Here is a 15,458-nt window from a genome sequence, read left to right on the forward strand (position 1 = left end):
CCGAGGAGGACTGAAGACATGCACCAATGGATCAACGCCCTCGCCGACCATCAAGCCCGCGGCGAACCCTGCGTCCTGGTGACCATCATCGAGGAACGCGGCTCCACGCCGCGCAACGCCGGCTCGAAAATGGTGGTCAGCGCCAGCGCGCTGTACGACACCATCGGCGGCGGCCACCTGGAATTCAAGGCCCTGCACATCGCCCGGCAGATGCTCGAGGAACATCGCAGCACCCCGCATCTGGAGCGTTTCAGCCTTGGCGCCAGCCTCGGTCAGTGCTGCGGCGGCGCCACCGTGCTGCTGTTCGAGCCGATGACCGGCGTCCAAGCCGAGATCGCGGTGTTCGGCGCGGGCCATGTCGGTCGCGCTCTGGTACCCTTGCTCGCCGCGCTGCCCTGCCGGGTGCGCTGGATCGACTCGCGCGAGCAGGAGTTCCCCGACATCATCCCCAACGGGGTGAGCCGGATCGTCAGCGAAGAGCCGGTCGACGAAGTCGCCGACCTGCCCGCCGGCAGCTACTGCATCGTCATGACCCACAACCACCAGCTGGACCTGGAACTGACCGCCGCGATCCTCAAGCGCAACGATTTCACCTGGTTCGGCCTGATCGGCTCGAAGACCAAGCGCGTCAAGTTCGAGCACCGCCTGCGCGAGCGCGGTTTCGACGACGCCCTGATGGCGCGAATGCGCTGCCCGATGGGCCTGGCCGAGGTCAAGGGCAAGCTGCCGATCGAGATCGCCGTGTCCATCGCCGCCGAGATCATTGCCACCTACAACGCCTGTTTCGGCCAGCACGACGCTGCCGCCAACTCAGGCTCCATCGCCCAGTTGCTGCCGTCCTCGCGACGCAGCCAGACCCTTTGACGAGAGCCCCATGAGCGCAACCCGCAAAGCCTACCGAGCCGCCATCCTGCACAGCATCGCCGACCCCGCCGAGGTCGGCCTGGAGGCGTCCTGCGAATACTATGAAGACGGCCTGCTGGTGGTCGACAACGGCCGCATCAGCGCCCTGGGCCACGCCAGCGAGCTGCTGCCGACCCTCGACGCCGATATTCCGGTGCAGCACTACCAGGACGCCCTGATCACCCCGGGCTTCATCGACACCCACATCCACTTCCCGCAGACCGGCATGATCGGCTCCTACGGCGAGCAACTGCTGGACTGGCTGAACACCTACACCTTCCCCTGCGAGAAGCAGTTCGCCGACAAGGCCCACGCCGACCAGGTGGCGAAGATCTTCCTCAAGGAACTGCTGCGCAACGGCACCACCACTGCCCTGGTGTTTGGCAGCGTGCACCCCGAGTCGGTCAACGCCCTGTTCGAGGAGGCCGAGCGCCTTGACCTGCGCATGATCGCCGGCAAGGTGATGATGGACCGCAACGCCCCCGACTACCTGACCGACACCGCCGAATCCAGCTACCGCGACAGCAAGGCGCTGATCGAACGCTGGCACGGCAAGGGCCGCCTGCACTACGCGGTCACCCCACGCTTCGCGCCGACCAGCACGCCGGAGCAGCTGAGCGTGGCCGGCCAGTTGCTCAAGGAGCACCCGGGCGTGTACATGCACACCCACCTGTCGGAGAACCTCAAGGAGATCGACTGGGTCAAGTCGCTGTTCCCCGAGCAGAAAGGCTACCTGGACGTCTACGACCACTTCGAGCTGCTCGGCGAGCGCTCGGTGTTCGCCCACGGCGTGCACCTGTGCGACGACGAATGCCAGCGCCTGGCCGAGACCGGCTCGGCCATCGCCTTCTGCCCGACCTCCAACCTGTTCCTGGGCAGCGGCCTGTTCAACCTGCCCCAGGCCGAGCGTTTCAAGGTCAACGTGGGCTTGGGCACCGACGTCGGCGCCGGCACCAGTTTCTCGCTACTCAATACCTTGAACGAGGCATACAAGGTGATGCAGTTGCAAGGCGCGCGCCTGCACCCGTACAAGTCGCTGTACCTGGCCACCCTCGGCGGCGCCCGCGCCCTGCGCCTGGACGACCGCATCGGCAGCCTGCGCCCGGGCAATGACGCCGACTTCGTGGTGCTCGACTACAAGGCCACGCCGCTGCTGGACTACCGTCTGCAGCAGTCGAAGAACATCGAGGAGACCTTGTTCGTGCTCACCACCCTGGGCGACGACCGCACCGTACGCGAGACCTACGCCGCCGGGCGTTGCGTGCACCAGCGCTAAGGCTGTTTCGCCAGGCCTCGATAGAGCGCACCGCCGATCGCCGCGCCGATCAGCGGTGCCACCCAGAACAGCCACAGCTGCTGGACGGCCCAGCCACCGACGAACAACGCCGGCCCCGTGCTGCGCGCCGGGTTCACCGAGGTGTTGGTTACCGGGATCGAGATCAGATGGATCAGGGTCAGCGCCAGGCCGATGGCGATCGGCGCGAACCCCGCCGGCGCCCGGGCATCGGTGGCGCCCATGATGATCACCAGGAACATCGCGGTCATCACCACTTCACTGGCAAAGCCTGCCGCCAAGGTGTACCCGCCGGGCGAGTGCTCGCCGTAGCCGTTTGAAGCCAACCCATTGGCCAGCTCGAAACCGGCCTTGCCGCTGGCGATGAAGTAGATCACCGCTGCGGCGAGGATCGCGCCGATCACCTGGGCGATCACATAGGGCAGCAACTCCTTCGCCGGGAAGCGCCCGCCCACCACCAGGCCGAACGACACGGCGGGATTGAGGTGACAACCGGAGATATGACCGATGGCGAAGGCCATGGTCAGGACCGTCAGGCCGAAGGCGAAGGCAACACCGAGGACACCGATGCCGACCGGGGAACTGGCGGCCAGCACCGCGCTGCCGCACCCGCCAAGGACCAACCAGAACGTGCCGACCAACTCGGCACCCATGCGCACACCCAGGGACGAACTCATGGAGCATTCCTCAAGTAATTGGACGCAACGACTGCGCAAGCCCAACTGCCTGATGAAGGTTTGCTGAAGAGAAATCTAGCAGAGCTTTGGCCGGTGGCCAGAAACGACCAGGGGCCGCAAAGCGGCCCCTGGTTCATGCAGGCAAACGATCAACCCTTGGCGGTGGCCTTGGGCTTTTTCAGCAGGTGCGAGAACACCGCGTGCAGATCGTCCGAGGCGCTCTCCTCGTCGAGGTTGAGCTTGCTGTCGATATGATCCATGTGGTGCATCATCAGGCTCACCGCCTGTTCGGCGTCACGGGCCTCGATGGCGTCGATCAGTTGCATGTGCTCGTCGTACGAGCAGTGCGAGCGGTTGCCGCTTTCGTACTGGGCGATGATCAGCGAGGTCTGCGACACCAAGCTGCGCTGGAAACTCACTAGTGGCGCATTACCTGCGGCCTCGGCCAGCTTGAGGTGGAATTCGCCGGACAGACGAATACCGGCGCCGCGGTCGCCGCGGGAGAAGCTGTCGCGCTCCTCGCGGACCATCTGGCGCAGTTCGTTGAGCTGCTCGGCGGTGGCGTGCTGCACGGCCAGTTCGGTGATGGCGCGCTCGACCATGCGCCGAGAGAAGAACACCTGGCGCGCCTCTTCCACCGTCGGGCTGGCCACCACCGCGCCGCGGTTCGGCCGCAGCAGCACCACGCTTTCATGAGCCAGGCGCGACAGGGCGCGGCGGATGATGGTGCGGCTGACGCCGAAAATTTCGCCCAGTGCTTCCTCGCTCAACTTGGTGCCCGGGGCCAGGCGCTGCTCGAGGATCGCCTCGAAGATGTGCGCGTAGACGATGTCGTCCTGGGTACCGCTGCGGCCGGCCTTGCCGGTACGCGCAGGTTTTTTCAGAGGTTGCAGCTGTTCGTTCATGGGCGCTCGAGCACAAGGGATCTGCCAGTCGGACCGTGACTGTAATGCCCGTCGACGGGGGGATGGCAAGTCCGGAAAGAAGATAATGGGCCAAGGTATGGCGCCATTGTACACAGGCTGACCCGTTTCTGCAGGTGGCCTTTTACCTATATAGCCGTTGTACGACCGTTTGTACGCACAAAAGATAAAACATTATTTGCTTTATTTGTACACAAAAGCATAATCCTGCGAGCAACTTCCTGACCCATAAGTCAACAAAATGGTCGGACGTCTGCCACACCCTCCCTCGCGAAGCCCCCAAGTGCGTCGGCTCAGGACCAGGCTTCGAACAACAAGAAAGACTTGAGGAGTACTCGCTGTGGAAAGCCGCAAATCCGAAGCACCTACGCTGGATCTCGCCCCACCGCTCGAATCGGGCTGGCTGGAGCGGATTTTCAAACTCAAGCGACACGGCACGACCGTCAGGACCGAACTGATCGCCGGGGTGACCACCTTCATCACCATGGCCTACATCATCTTCGTCAACCCCAACATCATGGCCGACGCCGGTATCGACCACGGCGCGGCGTTCGTCGCCACCTGCATCGCCGCCGCCCTGGGCTGCCTGCTGATGGGCCTGTACGCCAACTGGCCTGTGGGCCTGGCGCCGGGCATGGGGCTCAACGCCTTCTTCACCTACACCGTGGTCGGCACCATGGGCTACAACTGGGAAACGGCGCTGGGGGCGGTATTCGTCTCGGGCGTGCTGTTCATGTTCCTGACGGTTTCGCGGGTGCGCGAGTGGCTACTCAACAGCATCCCGGTAAGCCTGCGCCATGCCATGGGGGCCGGCGTCGGATTGTTCCTCGGGCTGATCGGCCTGAAGACCGCCGGCATCATCGTCGACAGCCCGGCCACCCTGGTCAAGCTGGGCTCGCTGCATGAGCCCGGCCCGCTGCTGGCGGCCGTGTGCTTCCTGTTGATCGCCATCCTCAGCTACAAGCGGGTGTTCGGCGCGATCCTGATCAGCATCATCGGCGTCACCCTGGCCGGCTGGGGGCTGGGCTTGGTCAAGTTCGGCGGGGTGATGTCGATGCCGCCGAGCCTGGCGCCGACCTGGATGGCCATGGACGTGGCCGGGGTGTTCAACGTCAGCATGATCAGCGTGGTGCTGGCGTTCCTGTTCGTGCACATGTTCGACACCGCCGGCACGCTGATGGGCGTGGCCCAGCGCGCCAACCTGGTGGCGCCGGACGGGCGCATCGAGAACCTGTCACGGGCGCTCAAGGCCGACAGCACCTCCAGCGTGTTCGGCGCGGTGGTCGGCGTGCCGCCGGTGACCAGCTACGTGGAAAGTGCCGCGGGCGTGGCGGCGGGTGGGCGTACCGGCCTGACGGCCGTGGTGGTCGGCGTGCTGTTCGTTGCCGCGATGTTCTTCGCCCCGCTGGCCGGGATGATTCCGGCCTATGCCACCGCCGGCGCGTTGATCTACGTGGCGATGCTGATGATGGGCAGCATGGCGCATATCGAGTGGGACGAAGCCACCGACAGCATTCCGGCGATCGTCACGGTGATCATGATGCCGCTGACCTTCTCGGTGGCGGACGGCATCGCCCTGGGCTTCATCAGCTACGTGGCGCTGAAGGCGGGTACCGGCAAGTACAAGGAAATTTCGGCCAGCCTGTGGGTGCTGTGCGCCATCTTCATTGCGAAGTTTGTGTTCCTCTAATCAGCGAGATTCATTCGACTCACCTCGGGCAGCCGCAGCGGCCCGAGGTGCCACGTTCGGCTGTGCCCTTCTGACATTTTTGATAGGTGTAAATCCGCTGCAAGCACGCTACTACTAGCAGGAAAAGCCCTCCTCGCAGGAGTATCAAAAATCATGTTTATTCACATATTGGCAACAGACTGGGCCCACTCAGTCATGCAAGCCCAGTCCATCCCAAACGCCTATACACCCTATGGAAGCAAGGTACACAGGCCAGGCGTACGGACCGGCTTCAGTGGGCAGATTCCAGACCCCAGCACCGGCCATTATCATCTGGGCAACGGTCACCGTCTGCTCCACCCCCACCTCATGCGCTTCATTAGCCCAGATCCGCTAAGTCCCTTCGGAGAAGGTGGCAGCAATAGTTACACCTATTGCGCAGGCGACCCGATCAATAAACATGACCCTACTGGCGGTGTCACTGCTTTCATCAAGGAGATGCATCAACAATTCACGACTTCGTTTTTACGCAATACCGTGCCCGGCGCCACACCGGGACGCGTCTTGGCCACGTCGGAAGCCAAGCAGATCGTCAATGCCCCAAACAAATCGTTTTTTGGAGAACGTGTCGCCGGCGCCTACATTGCAAAAGACAGTAATGGGGCCCCGCCCTTGCCCCAACATCTCCAAACTCGTTACGCAGAAACCGTGCAACAGGCGAATAGGGGGGAAATCCCCTCTGTCGTCGCCCATCTGGAGATGGCAAACACCTGGCTGAAATTCAACGGTACTCCAGAAGCGGTTGCCGCAAAAATCACACCCGGAACCATAGCAACCGCTGTAGTCGGCCACCTGCTGGGCGCAGCGACGGCTGGAGGCGCGGACATAGCTGCCTTGAAAACCGGAAGAGCATTGAATCTTTCCAGCACCGTAGAGAAAGTCAGGGAGTAAGGCTCCAGACGAAAAAAAGCCCGCCAGTGTGAGAGCGGGCCAAGGACCTACGAAGATTCTTCTAGCGACCAACTAGCTTCCACGATAGGTCGAATAGCTGTACGGCGAAATCAACAGCGGCACGTGGTAGTGCTCCTGCTGCTCGTCGATACCGAAGCGCAGCACGACCACGTCGAGGAACGCGGTGTCCGGCAGCTTCACGCCCTTGGCGCGGTAGTAGTCACCGGCGCTGAACTGCAATTGATAGACGCCGGTGCGATAGTCGTCGCCCTGCAGCAGCGGCGCGTCGACACGGCCATCACTGTTGGTCAGGGCGGTGTTCACCAGCTCCAGCTGCTGGCCTTCGACGCGGTACAGCTCGACCTTGATCGAGCTACCCGGGCAGCCGTGCGCGGCGTCCAGTACGTGTGTGGTCAAACGTCCCATTTGCTTGTCGCCTCTTGTCGTATGCGTGGGCAAAAAATACACGGCAATCACCGGGCACGGGGCCTGCGGCGTGCGGGAATGAAGTCATTAAGACAGTTTATCGGTAAATTGTACACAATTTTTTATCCCATCCTGCGCAACCTCTACAAAACAAGCCACCAGTCGCGAAGACAAGCGCCATGCTGCCGCTCTCACCATTTACTGACCAATCGGGCAGGTTTCTTGCAAGCCATTCTCACGCGACAAATGGGAAGAAATGCGGAAAAACAGGCTTACAAAAGATTTCAGAAGTTGTATACAATCAGCCCATCCGGTGGTGCGACATCCCGACGCGGCCCGCCCCACCCACCGCATTAACGAACAAGAAGGAAGACTGCAGTGAGCGCTGACTACCCACGCGACCTGATCGGTTACGGCAACAACCCACCTCATCCGCAATGGCCGGGGAATGCCCGCATTGCGCTGTCCTTCGTGCTCAACTACGAAGAAGGTGGCGAGCGCAACATCCTGCACGGCGACAAGGAGTCCGAAGCGTTCCTTTCCGAAATGGTCGCCGCCCAGCCGCTGCAGGGCGTGCGCAACATGAGCATGGAGTCGCTCTACGAATACGGCAGCCGCGCCGGCGTCTGGCGCCTGCTCAAGCTGTTCAAGGACAGCGGCGTGCCGCTGACCATCTTCGCCGTGGCCATGGCCGCCCAGCGCCACCCTGACGTGATCCGCGCCATGGCCGAGGCCGGCCATGAGATCTGCAGCCACGGCTACCGCTGGATCGACTACCAGTACATGGATGAAGCGCAAGAGCGCGAGCACATGCTCGAGGCCATCCGCATCCTCACCGAGATCACCGGCGAGCGCCCCGTGGGCTGGTACACCGGCCGCACCGGCCCGAACACCCGGCGCCTGGTGATGGAGGAAGGCGGCTTCCTCTACGACAGCGACACCTACGACGACGACCTGCCCTACTGGGAACCGAACAACCCGACCGACAAGCCGCACCTGGTGATCCCCTACACCCTGGACACCAACGACATGCGCTTCACCCAGGTCCAGGGCTTCAACTGCGGCGAGCAGTTCTTCCAGTACCTGAAGGACGCCTTCGACGTGCTCTACGCCGAGGGCGCCGAAGCACCGAAGATGCTCTCGATCGGCCTGCACTGCCGCCTGGTCGGCCGTCCCGCGCGCCTGGCCGCGCTCAAGCGCTTCGTCGACTACGCCAAGAGCCACGAACAGGTCTGGTTCGCCCGGCGCGCGGACATCGCCCGCCACTGGCACGCCACCCACCCGTACAAGAAAGAGAACGCCTGATGACCGCCTTCAAGACCCTCAAGCCTTCCACCCTCGAGCGCGCCGCCTTCGTCGCCGCCTTCGCCGACATCTACGAGCACTCGCCGTGGGTCGCCGAGAAAGCCTACGACCTGGGCCAGCTGGCCGAGCTGGACGAGATCGAGGCGCTGCATCAGCGCATGAGCGACATCCTGCTCAGCGCCAGCCATGCCGAGCAACTGGCACTGATCAACGCTCACCCGGACTTGGCCGGCAAGGCCGCCATCCAGGGCGAGCTGACCGAGTCGAGCACCAATGAACAGGCCGGCGCCGGCATCCACCAGTGCACCGCCGAGGAGTTCGCCCGCTTCACCGAACTGAACGACGCCTACAAGGCCAAGTTCCAGTTCCCGTTCATCATGGCGGTCAAGGGCAGCAACCGGCACCAGATCCTCGCTGCCTTCGAAAAACGCATCCACAACGACCGGGATGCCGAATTCAAGGAAGCCCTGGCACAGATCAACCTGATCGCCCTGTTCCGCCTGCTGCAGCTTTGAGGACTGCGTGCCCGCCTCGCCCGAGTGCGTGACGCGTCCGCACCCAGGGCCCGGCAGGCCGGTCCACCAGAATCCAGAACAACGAACATACAAGAGAGACCCGCATGCGCACCCTGATGATCGAGCCCCTGACCAAAGAAGCCTTCGCCCCCTTCGGTGACGTGATCGAAACCGACGGCAGCGACCACTTCATGATCAACAACGGCTCGACCATGCGCTTCCACAAGCTCGCCACGGTCGAGACCGCCGAGCCCGAGGACAAGGCGATCATCAGTATCTTCCGCGCCGACGCGCTGGAGATGCCGCTGACCGTACGCATGCTGGAACGCCATCCGCTGGGCAGCCAGGCTTTCATCCCGCTGCTCGGCAACCCCTTTCTGATCGTGGTCGCGCCAGTTGGCGATGCACCTGTATCAGGCTTGGTCCGAGCCTTCCGCAGCAATGGCAGGCAGGGCGTTAATTACCATCGCGGCGTCTGGCACCACCCGGTGCTGACGATCGAAAAGCGGGATGACTTCCTGGTGGTTGATCGCAGTGGTTCTGGCAACAACTGCGATGAGCATTACTTCCCCGAGGAACAGATGTTGATCCTCAATCCCCACCAATAAGAAAGGGTCGGTCATCGAGATGGTGACTGGCGAGAGGTACATACTGTGGAAGCACACCTTCACGAATGGCTGAACCTGAGCATTCGCTGGGTTCACATGATCACCGGCGTGGCCTGGATCGGTGCATCGTTCTACTTTGTCTGGCTGGAGAACCACCTGAACCGAAGCAACCCGCGCGATGGGTTGTCGGGTGACCTCTGGGCCATCCACGGCGGTGGTATCTATCACCTGGAGAAATACAAGCTCGCGCCGCCGAAAATGCCCGAGAACCTGCACTGGTTCAAATGGGAAGCCTACTTCACCTGGATGTCCGGGATCGCCTTGCTGTGCGTGGTGTTCTACTGGAACCCGAGCCTCTACCTGCTGGCGCCCGGCAGCACCCTGAGCGGCGCCGAAGGGGTGGCCATCGGTATCGGTTCGCTGGTTGCCGGCTGGTTCATCTACGACTTCCTGTGCGACTCGCCCCTGGGCAAGCAGCCGGCGCTGCTGGGCGCCGTGCTGTTCGTGCTGATCATCGCCGCCTGCTGGGGCTTCAGCCTGGTGTTCAGCGGCCGTGGCGCCTACCTGCACACCGGCGCGATCATCGGCACCATCATGGTCGGCAACGTGTTCCGCATCATCATGCCGGCCCAGCGCCAGCTGGTGGCGGCGATCGAGAACAACCAGACGCCCGACCCGGTGCTGCCGGCCAAGGGCCTGCTGCGCTCGCGCCACAACAACTATTTCACCCTGCCGGTGCTGTTCATCATGATCAGCAACCACTTCCCGAGCACCTACGGCAGCCAGTACAACTGGTTGATCCTGGCCGGGATCGCGGTGGCCGCTGTATTGATCCGTCACTACTTCAACACCCGCCACGACAGCAACAAGTACGCCTGGACCCTGCCCGTCGGTGCCCTGGCGATGATCTGCCTGGCCTATGTGACCGGTCCCAAGCCGCTGCCAACCGCACCCGAGCAGGCCGCCGCCAAGGTCGAGTACCAGCCGCTGCCGGCCACTGCCGTCGGTGGCAAGACCGCCGCCGAACTGCGCGCAGAGGAGGCCGCCAAGCCTGCCCAGGCACCCGCTGCGGAACCTGCCCAGGCCACGGCCCAGGCGGCCACCGGCAGCTTCGACAAGATCCACACCGTCATTCAGGAACGCTGCACCGTGTGCCACTCGGCCAAGCCGACCAGCCCGCTGTTCAGCGCCGCACCTGCCGGCGTGATGTTCGACACCCCGCAGCAGATCCAGGCCCAGGCCGCGCGCATCCAGGCGCAGGCCGTCGCCAGCCAGATCATGCCGCTGGGCAACATCACCCAGATGACCGTCGAGGAGCGCAAGCTGGTCGGCGACTGGATCGCCAAAGGCGCGCAGGTCAACTGAGACACCCCACGATTGCGTGGGAGCGGGCTTGCCCCGCGATGAGGCCGGTACTCCCGGCCTCGCTTCCAAGCTCTACGTAACAAGCAAGCATCGAGCGTTCGGCTTCACGTGGGTCCCCAGCCTCCTTCACCGGAGCCTGCCACGTGAAGCCGCCCGCTTGGATCCGAGAATAAAAACAAAACTCGAGGTGCTGCATGTCCGAGTCACCCAAGGCGTACATCCCTGTTGCGCCACCACGACAGCCCCTGCCCTTGTTCCAGCTGATCCTGGTGGGTCTGCAACACGTTCTGCTGATGTACGGGGGCGCCATCGCGGTGCCGCTGATCATCGGCCAGGCGGCGGGCCTGTCCCGCGAAGAAGTCGCCTTCCTGATCAACGCCGACCTGCTGGTCGCCGGCGTTGCCACCATCATCCAATCCTTCGGTATCGGCCCCGTGGGCATCCGCATGCCGGTCATGATGGGCGCCAGCTTCGCCGCCGTCGGCAGCATGGTGGCCATGGCCGGCATGCCCGGCGTCGGCCTGCAGGGAATCTTCGGCGCGACCATCGCCGCCGGGTTCTTCGGCATGCTGATCGCGCCGTTCATGTCCAAGGTCGTGCGCTTCTTCCCGCCGCTGGTGACCGGTACGGTCATCACCTCGATCGGCCTGTCGCTGTTCCCGGTGGCGGTCAACTGGGCCGGCGGCGGCCATGAGGCACAAGCCTTCGGCGCGCCGATCTACCTGATGGTCGCCGGCCTGGTGCTGGCGGTGATCCTGCTGATCAACCGCTTCATGCGCGGCTTCTGGGTCAATGTGTCGGTACTGGTGGGCATGGGCCTGGGCTATGTGCTCGCCGGCTCCATCGGCATGGTCGACCTGTCGGGCCTGAGCGAGGCGCCGTGGCTGCAGGTGGTCACCCCCCTGCACTTCGGCATGCCGACCTTCAGCCTGGCGCCGATCCTGTCGATGTGCCTGGTGGTGGTGATCATCTTCGTCGAGTCCACGGGCATGTTCCTCGCCCTGGGCAAGGTGACCGACCGTGAAGTCACGCCGGGCATGCTGCGACGCGGCCTGCTGTGCGATGCCGGCGCGTCGTTCATCGCCGGTTTCTTCAACACCTTCACCCACTCTTCGTTCGCCCAGAACATCGGCCTGGTGCAGATGACCGGGGTTCGCTGCCGCTACGTCACGGTGATGGCCGGCGCGCTGCTGATCCTGCTCAGCCTGCTACCCAAGGCGGCCTTCCTGATCGCTTCGATTCCGCCCGCGGTACTGGGGGGCGCGTCCATCGCCATGTTCGGCATGGTCACCGCCACCGGGATCAAGATCCTCCAGGAAGCGGACATCGCCGACCGACGCAACCAGCTGCTGGTCGCGGTCAGCGTCGGTTTCGGCCTGATCCCGGTGGTGCGGCCGGAGTTCTTCGCGCAGATGCCGCAGTGGATGGAGCCCATCACCCACAGTGGCATCGCCATGGCCACCCTCAGCGCCCTGGTGCTGAACCTGCTGTTCAACATCCTCGGCGGCGCCGACCGCGCCGCGCACAACGATGCCTGTCACCAGCATTGAGTGACCTGGGGCGGTGCCGTACCGGCCGCCCCGTTCCAACCACGCGGTAACGCTGGACCGTCGGCCCGCCGGAATGGGCCGCCCGGGGCGCTTGCGCGCCGAAAAAGCCCTTACAAAAACAATAAGTCCGGGAATCACAACATGAAGCGCATCACCACGTCCGTCCTGCTGGGCAGCAGCCTGCTGGCCACCCTCCCCGCCCACGCCGGCGAATGGCTGCAATGGCACGGCGAAAGCCTGTCCTACCTGTACGGCAAGGACTTCAAGGTCAACCCCGACATCCAGCAGACCATCACCTTCGAACATGCCAACAAATGGAAGTACGGCGACACCTTCCTGTTCGTCGACAAGATCTTCTACAACGGCAAGGCCGACCCCGGCAAAGGCGTGACCACCTACTACGGCGAGTTCAGCCCGCGCCTGTCGTTCGGCAAGATCTTCGAGCGCAACCTGGCCTTCGGTCCGATCAAGGACGTGCTGCTGGCCATGACCTACGAACGTGGCGAGGGCGACAACGAGGCCTACCTGATCGGCCCCGGCTTCGATCTGAACGTGCCGGGCTTCAACTACTTCACCTTGAATTTCTACGTGCGCAACACCGAAGGCAGCCGCCCCGGCGACAACGTCTGGCAGATCACCCCGGCCTGGTCGTACACCCTCCCGGTGGGCAGGTCCGACATCCTGATCGACGGCTACATCGACTGGGTGGTCGACAACGACCAGACCCGTCGCGGCACCTACCACGCCAACCTGCAGTTCAACCCGCAGGTCAAGTACGACCTGGGCAAGGCCCTGAACCTGGGCGCCAAGCAGCTCTACGTCGGCTTCGAATACAGCTACTGGAAGGACAAGTACGGCATCGACAGCCGCGGCAACGTGGACAGCAACCAGAGCGTGGCCAGTGCCCTGGTGAAGGTGCACTTCTGAAAAACTGACCGAACGCCCAAATTTGCACCACCGTGCTCCAGGACGGAGCACTTGAGGCCCGGCGCGCAAGTGAGTAATCTGCGCGCCCCTCGATCGGGGCGGGAAGGATCCCGCCCGCGTTTGCTGACCGCTCAGTCAATGTTTCCGGGCGGTTGGCCAACGTGTTGCCAGCGTGAAATACCCATTTCATCCGTTCAGAAAGACGTCGAGCAGGATGGTTGTGCCCAACGTGGAAAAGTTGGCGCAGCTCTTGCCAAACAGCTGTGGCCAATTGAAAAAAGCTGACCCAAAAGACAAGAACAGCGCCCGAGCGCTGACAACAGATCCAATCAAGGGAGCGACACTCGCAATGCGTATCATCAATAGCCTGATCCTCGCCGGTGGTCTGCTGGCCTGCGGCGCCAGCCAAGCCGGCGACCTGCTGCAATGGCAGAACAACAGCCTGACCTACTTGTGGGGCAAGAACTTCAAGGTCAACCCCGAGATCCAGCAGACCGTGACCTTCGAGCACGCCGATGCGTGGAAGTACGGCGACAACTTCTTCTTCCTCGACAAGATCTTCTACCAGGGCAAGAAGGACGCCAACAACGGCCCCAACACCTACTACGGCGAGTTCAGCCCACGCCTGTCGTTCGGCAAGATCTTCGACCAGAAGCTCGAGTTCGGCCCGGTGAAGGATGTGCTGCTGGCAATGACCTACGAGTTCGGCGAGGGTGATACCGAGTCCTACCTGATCGGCCCCGGCTTCGACCTGGCCATCCCCGGCTTCGACTACTTCCAGCTGAACTTCTACCAGCGCACCACCGACGGCAGCCGTCCGGGCGACAATGTCTGGCAGATCACCCCGGTGTGGTCCTACACCATTCCCGTGGGCTCGTCCGACATCCTGATCGACGGTTTCATGGATTGGGTGGTCGACAACGACGAGAACCGTCGCGGCACCTACCAGGCCAACCTGCACTTCAACCCGCAGGTCAAGTACGACCTGGGCAAGGCGCTGCACCTGGGCGAGAAGCAGTTGTACGTGGGTATCGAGTACGACTACTGGAAGAACAAGTACGGCATCAAGGACAGCGATGCCTTTACCACCGATCAGAACACCATGAGCTTCCTGGTGAAAGTTCACTTCTGATCTGATGCCAGTGTAAAGCCTGTAAAAGCGGCCTTGCGTCGCGAAAGTGCTGCGCAGCAGCCCCGACGATTTCGCATGATGCCGAGGTCCTGGGGCCGCTTCGCGGCCCTTTCGCGACACAAGGCCGCTCATACCAGGAGATCCGAGGCAAGGCCCGGTCGGGCGCCTCAGTTTGCCGGTTTTACCGCCCGCCACACCTTGCCCGCGACAGCAACCGCCGCCAGCACCACCGCCCCGGCGATCACTCCCGCCACACCATTGAGCAGTGCCCCGGTCAACGCCCCGCCCCGCCCTTCGCTGAACGCCTCGATGGCGTGATGCAGCGGCGCGATGCCGTGCACCAGGATGCCGCCGCCGACCAGGAACATGGCAGCGGTACCGACCACCGACAGGCCCTTCATCATGTAGGGCGCCGCGCGCAGGATGCCGTTACCGACCACGCGGGACAGGTTCGATGCCCGCTGCGTCATCCACAGGCCCAAGTCATCGAGCTTGACGATTCCCCCCACCAGGCCATAGACACCGATGGTCATGACCACAGCGATGCCCGACAGCACAACGATCTGCTGGCTCAACGGCGCATCGGCGACGATGCCCAGGGTAATGGCGATGATTTCGGCGGACAGGATGAAGTCGGTGCGCACCGCGCCCTTGATCTTGCTCTTCTCATAGGCGACCAGGTCGACATTGGCGTCGGCCAGCGCTTGCTTGCGCGCCTCGTGCTGCGCCTCGTCCTCGGCCTTGCTGTGCAGGAACTTGTGCGCCAGCTTCTCGAAGCCCTCGAAGCACAGGTAAGCGCCGCCGAGCATCAGCAGCGGTGTCACCGCCCAGGGAATGAACGCGCTGATCAGCAACGCCGCCGGCACCAGGATCGCCTTGTTCAGCAGCGAGCCCTTGGCCACCGCCCACACCACCGGTATCTCGCGTTCGGCGCGCACACCGGTGACCTGCTGAGCGTTGAGCGCCAGGTCATCACCCAGCACCCCTGCGGTCTTCTTTGCCGCGACCTTGGTCATCACCGAGACATCGTCGAGCACCGTGGCGATGTCGTCGATCAGTACCAACAAACTACTTCCTGCCATGCACTACTCCATAAAAAGCGATCTATTCATCCTACGCCACGCAGTCCCATTCCCTGCCGTTTGGGAAGATCTGGCCTGCATATCCTATGGCAGGGCATTCCTAGCATAGCGAAGCCACTCCATCGTGCTTC

Annotated in this window: 15 protein-coding genes; 11 read left to right on the plus strand and 4 right to left on the minus strand. The window is 63.1% G+C overall.

Annotation, left to right across the window (positions count from 1 at the left end; genetic code table 11):
• The first annotated feature begins 18 nt into the window (after positions 1-18).
• Together xdhC and guaD are read left to right on the plus strand one after the other, a co-directional pair.
• Positions 19-864: a xanthine dehydrogenase accessory protein XdhC gene (xdhC, locus tag AC25MA_RS02530; protein ID WP_088851743.1), complete on the plus strand. Its 846-nt coding sequence runs from the start codon at positions 19-21 to the stop codon at positions 862-864.
• Between the two features lie 10 nt (positions 865-874).
• The gene (gene guaD / locus AC25MA_RS02535; protein WP_062362535.1) at positions 875-2,179 is read left to right on the plus strand and encodes a guanine deaminase; all 1,305 of its coding nucleotides are present in this window, start codon (positions 875-877) and stop codon (positions 2,177-2,179) included.
• On the opposite strand, the gene aqpZ is transcribed toward guaD, so the two are convergent.
• Complete coding sequence (aqpZ, locus tag AC25MA_RS02540) at positions 2,176-2,874, minus strand: aquaporin Z (protein WP_028692850.1); 699 nt, start codon at positions 2,872-2,874, stop codon at positions 2,176-2,178. The genes guaD and aqpZ overlap by 4 nt on opposite strands.
• Before the next feature lie 149 nt (positions 2,875-3,023).
• Positions 3,024-3,779 (minus strand): GntR family transcriptional regulator, encoded by a 756-nt coding sequence (locus AC25MA_RS02545; protein ID WP_028692849.1) that lies wholly within the window; start codon positions 3,777-3,779, stop codon positions 3,024-3,026.
• 358 nt (positions 3,780-4,137) lie between these two features.
• On the opposite strand from AC25MA_RS02545, the gene AC25MA_RS02550 reads away from it, so the two are divergent.
• A complete protein-coding gene (locus AC25MA_RS02550) occupies positions 4,138-5,487 on the plus strand; it encodes an NCS2 family permease (protein WP_062362540.1) in 1,350 nt (449 codons plus the stop codon).
• Positions 5,488-5,640: 153 nt separating this feature from the next.
• Complete coding sequence (locus AC25MA_RS02555) at positions 5,641-6,417, plus strand: RHS repeat-associated core domain-containing protein (RefSeq protein WP_236248725.1); 777 nt, start codon at positions 5,641-5,643, stop codon at positions 6,415-6,417.
• 72 nt (positions 6,418-6,489) lie between these two features.
• Here the strand turns inward: AC25MA_RS02555 and uraH are convergent, their stop codons facing one another.
• The gene (gene uraH, locus AC25MA_RS02560) at positions 6,490-6,843 is read right to left on the minus strand and encodes a hydroxyisourate hydrolase (protein ID WP_028692847.1); all 354 of its coding nucleotides are present in this window, start codon (positions 6,841-6,843) and stop codon (positions 6,490-6,492) included.
• Positions 6,844-7,221: 378 nt separating this feature from the next.
• On the opposite strand from uraH, the gene puuE reads away from it, so the two are divergent.
• The 7 genes from puuE (at position 7,222) to AC25MA_RS02595 (ending at position 14,245) form a co-directional block, all read left to right on the plus strand.
• Entirely contained in the window at positions 7,222-8,148 is a 927-nt protein-coding gene (gene puuE, locus AC25MA_RS02565) for an allantoinase PuuE (protein WP_028692846.1), read from the plus strand.
• Entirely contained in the window at positions 8,148-8,663 is a 516-nt protein-coding gene (gene uraD, locus AC25MA_RS02570) for a 2-oxo-4-hydroxy-4-carboxy-5-ureidoimidazoline decarboxylase (RefSeq protein ID WP_062362542.1), read from the plus strand. Before puuE ends, uraD begins: the two co-directional genes overlap by 1 nt.
• A 104-nt stretch (positions 8,664-8,767) precedes the next feature.
• Positions 8,768-9,271 carry an ureidoglycolate lyase gene (locus tag AC25MA_RS02575; RefSeq protein ID WP_011532943.1) on the plus strand — a complete coding sequence of 168 codons (504 nt, stop codon included), beginning with the start codon at positions 8,768-8,770 and terminating at the stop codon, positions 9,269-9,271.
• Positions 9,272-9,316: 45 nt separating this feature from the next.
• Positions 9,317-10,636, plus strand: coding sequence for a urate hydroxylase PuuD (locus AC25MA_RS02580; protein ID WP_028692844.1), 1,320 nt, complete (start codon positions 9,317-9,319; stop codon positions 10,634-10,636).
• A 194-nt stretch (positions 10,637-10,830) separates the two neighbouring features.
• The gene (locus tag AC25MA_RS02585; RefSeq protein ID WP_028692843.1) at positions 10,831-12,186 is read left to right on the plus strand and encodes a nucleobase:cation symporter-2 family protein; all 1,356 of its coding nucleotides are present in this window, start codon (positions 10,831-10,833) and stop codon (positions 12,184-12,186) included.
• A 141-nt stretch (positions 12,187-12,327) separates the two neighbouring features.
• The gene (locus AC25MA_RS02590) at positions 12,328-13,113 is read left to right on the plus strand and encodes an outer membrane protein OmpK (protein WP_207853074.1); all 786 of its coding nucleotides are present in this window, start codon (positions 12,328-12,330) and stop codon (positions 13,111-13,113) included.
• Between the two features lie 349 nt (positions 13,114-13,462).
• Positions 13,463-14,245 (plus strand): outer membrane protein OmpK, encoded by a 783-nt coding sequence (locus AC25MA_RS02595; protein ID WP_028692841.1) that lies wholly within the window; start codon positions 13,463-13,465, stop codon positions 14,243-14,245.
• Between the two features lie 167 nt (positions 14,246-14,412).
• Here AC25MA_RS02595 and AC25MA_RS02600 read toward each other — a convergent pair whose 3' ends face one another.
• On the minus strand, positions 14,413-15,327 hold the full coding sequence (locus tag AC25MA_RS02600; RefSeq protein WP_028692840.1) for a DUF808 domain-containing protein: 915 nt from the start codon (positions 15,325-15,327) through the stop codon (positions 14,413-14,415).
• Positions 15,328-15,458: the final 131 nt, after the last annotated feature.

The sequence above is a fragment of the Pseudomonas sp. P65(2024) genome, assembly GCF_057480955.1.